Source organism: Okeania sp., from assembly GCF_983059655.1.
This window is the reverse complement of sequence record NZ_CEZPJD010000943.1, coordinates 1-2,756: the sequence shown is the minus strand read 5'-3', so window position 1 is coordinate 2,756 and position 2,756 is coordinate 1. Positions and strand designations below refer to the sequence as shown.

Genomic DNA, 2,756 nt, shown 5'->3' with positions numbered 1-2,756 from the left:
CAAAGAATCTAAAATCTAATATTATTATGACTAATAAAACGGGTCAAACTACCCTTTTAAGTAATAATCCTTATATAGAATTGAATAATCAAGGCCAAATTATTACTCTTGAACTTAAACAAGACAATCATATATTAGGGCGCGATCGCCTCCATGCCGATCTTGTAGTACCTTCAGCTTGGTTAGTCATATCTAGTTACCACGCCACTATCCGGAAAATTGACGACCGCTACCATATCTATGATGGTGACGGCCATCGAGCAAGTACCAATGGATTATTTCTAGACCGTACTCGTATCACTCCATCTGAAGGTCATCTTCTAGAAAATGGTATGGAAATCAAAATTGGTCTCGACCCCCAAAACCAAATATTGCTGAAATATTTCGATCCTAATAATCCAATAACCATAGCATCTTTACCAAAAACAAGCTCAATATCTTTAAAAGAGCGATCGGTGTTACTTGGTCGCGATCCTGATGCAACTCTGGAATTAGATGCCCCCACTATTTCCCGTCGTCATGCCACCATTGAACCTAATGGTCAGGGTAATTACATTTTACGCGACCATAGTACCAACGGCGTGTTTGTTAATGGGATGCGAGTTAGGCACTCTATTGTTTTGACTGAAGGAGCAGTCGTCAAAATAGGACCTTTTACTCTAATTCGGCGTAGCGATCGCTTAGAAGTTTTTGACCCGGGAAATCAAATTCGTATTGATGCCGATCGCCTATATAGAATAGTCAGAGACCAACGAGGAAAAACACGAGTTTTGCTGAATGATATCTCCTTTGCGATCGAACCAGGACAGTTTGTGGCCTTGGTGGGAGGTAGTGGCACTGGTAAATCAACTTTGATGGGAACATTATTAGGAATAAACCCTACAACTAAAGGTAAAGTTTATATTAATGGTGAAGATTTAAGGAATAATTTCAATATCTATCGGACTCAAATTGGTTATGTTCCTCAAGATGATATTATTCATCGAGAATTAACAGTATTAGAAGTTTTAAATTATGCAGCAAAATTACGATTACCACCGGATATTAATATTCAAGAAGTAGTCGAAAAAACTCTAGAACAAATAGAGATGAAAGAGAGGAAAAATGTATTAGTTAGTCAGTTAAGTGGAGGGCAGAGAAAAAGGGTAAGTATTGGCGTGGAATTATTAGCAGACCCCAAATTATTTTTCTTAGATGAACCGACATCAGGACTAGACCCAGGTTTAGATAAAAAAATGATGCAACTATTAAGAAAATTGGCAAATCAAGGGCGAACAATTATTTTAGTTACTCATGCCACAGCTAATATTAGAATTTGCGATCGTATAGTCTTTTTAGGTAAAGGCGGACGTTTATGTTATTTTGGTTCTCCTAGAGAAGCTATGACTTTTTTCTCTGTAAATACTGGCGACTTTGCTGATATTTATAACGAACTAGAAACCAGTGATGAAAATATTAATGAATGGGTAAATAATTTTCGTCAATCAGAATATTATCGACGTTATATTGCTAATCATCTGAGTATAGATCATTTAAAATCTCCTACTAATTTACCTCCCAAAAAACAACCAGCTTCTTTTTGGAAACAACTTTTTATTTTAATTAAAAGATATTTTAAATTAACTATTCGTGACCCCATTAACTTAGGTTTAGCTTTATTTACTGCTCCTATTGGTATTAGTTTAATTTTATTTGCCGTTAGGGATAAAAATCCATTAATTGGCGACCCAGAACCTACCTTAGCCCCTTTATCTTTGCGAGTATTATTTGTATTTACCTGTGCTTGTTTGTGGGTCGGTCTGTCTAGTTCCCTGCAAGAAATAATCAAAGAATCAGCTATTTATGTTCGGGAAAGATTAGTCAATTTAGGATTATTTGCTTATCTCAGTTCAAAAGTAATAGTTCTAGGGTTATTAGCAACTTTGCAAACTCTATTAATAGCATTAGTAGTTTTAATTGGATTTAAAAATCCACAACCAGAATTAATTTCATGGCCGATAGGAGTTAGTATTACAACTTTTTTAACTTTGATAAGTTGTATGAGTTTGGGATTAATGATTTCATCTATTGTGAAAAATGGTTCTCAAGCTAATAGTGCTTTACCCTTAATATTGCTACCTCAGATTATTTTTTCCGGTGTTTTATTTGAAATGACAGGTATAGCTAGTAAATTTTCTTGGCTAATGTTAAGTCGTTGGTCTGTAGCTGCTTATGGAGCACTTGTAAATGTTAATAAAATGGTGCCAGAAGCAACTAAATTACCAGATGGAAGTACCGTTCCTTTACCATTTTCTGGTTCAGATGTTTACAATCTTAACTGGGAAAACTTAGGGATAAGTTGGGGAGCTTTATGTTTACATTCAATGATTTATTTAGGCTTCACTATTTGGTTTCAAAAACAGAAAGATATTATATAAGCATTCAGCAGTCAGCTATCAGCTATCAGCTATTAAGTCATTAAATGAGACAAGAGATTCTCAGTATATGAAGTACAGATATTAATAATTAAATGTTCTCAGTGCGAGCATCTTGCTCGCGTGGGTGTACCTCACCAAAGTGGAATTCGCTGTAACTTTGTAGAGACGTTGCATGCAACGTCCCTACTCCCTACTCCCTACTCCCCTACTCCCTACTCCCCTACTCCCCTACTCCCTACTCCCTACTCCCTACTCCCCTACTCCCTACTCCCCTACTCCCCTACTCCCTACTCCCTACTCCCTACTCCCCTACTCCCTACTCCCCTACTCCCCTACTCC

The 2,756-nt window shown here is 36.8% G+C and carries 1 protein-coding gene; it reads left to right on the top strand.

Features of this window, described 5'->3' with window-relative positions; genetic code table 11:
* Window positions 1-26 precede the first annotated feature (26 nt).
* On the top strand, window positions 27-2,417 hold the full coding sequence (locus tag AC3DU7_RS30475) for an ATP-binding cassette domain-containing protein (protein ID WP_488042980.1): 2,391 nt from the start codon (window positions 27-29) through the stop codon (window positions 2,415-2,417).
* Window positions 2,418-2,756: the final 339 nt, after the last annotated feature.

Excerpts from the sequence above, each read along its gene's own strand:
- AC3DU7_RS30475 (WP_488042980.1), top strand. The coding sequence starts at position 27 with ATGACTAATAAAACGGGTCAAACTACCCTTTTAAGTAATAATCCTTAT.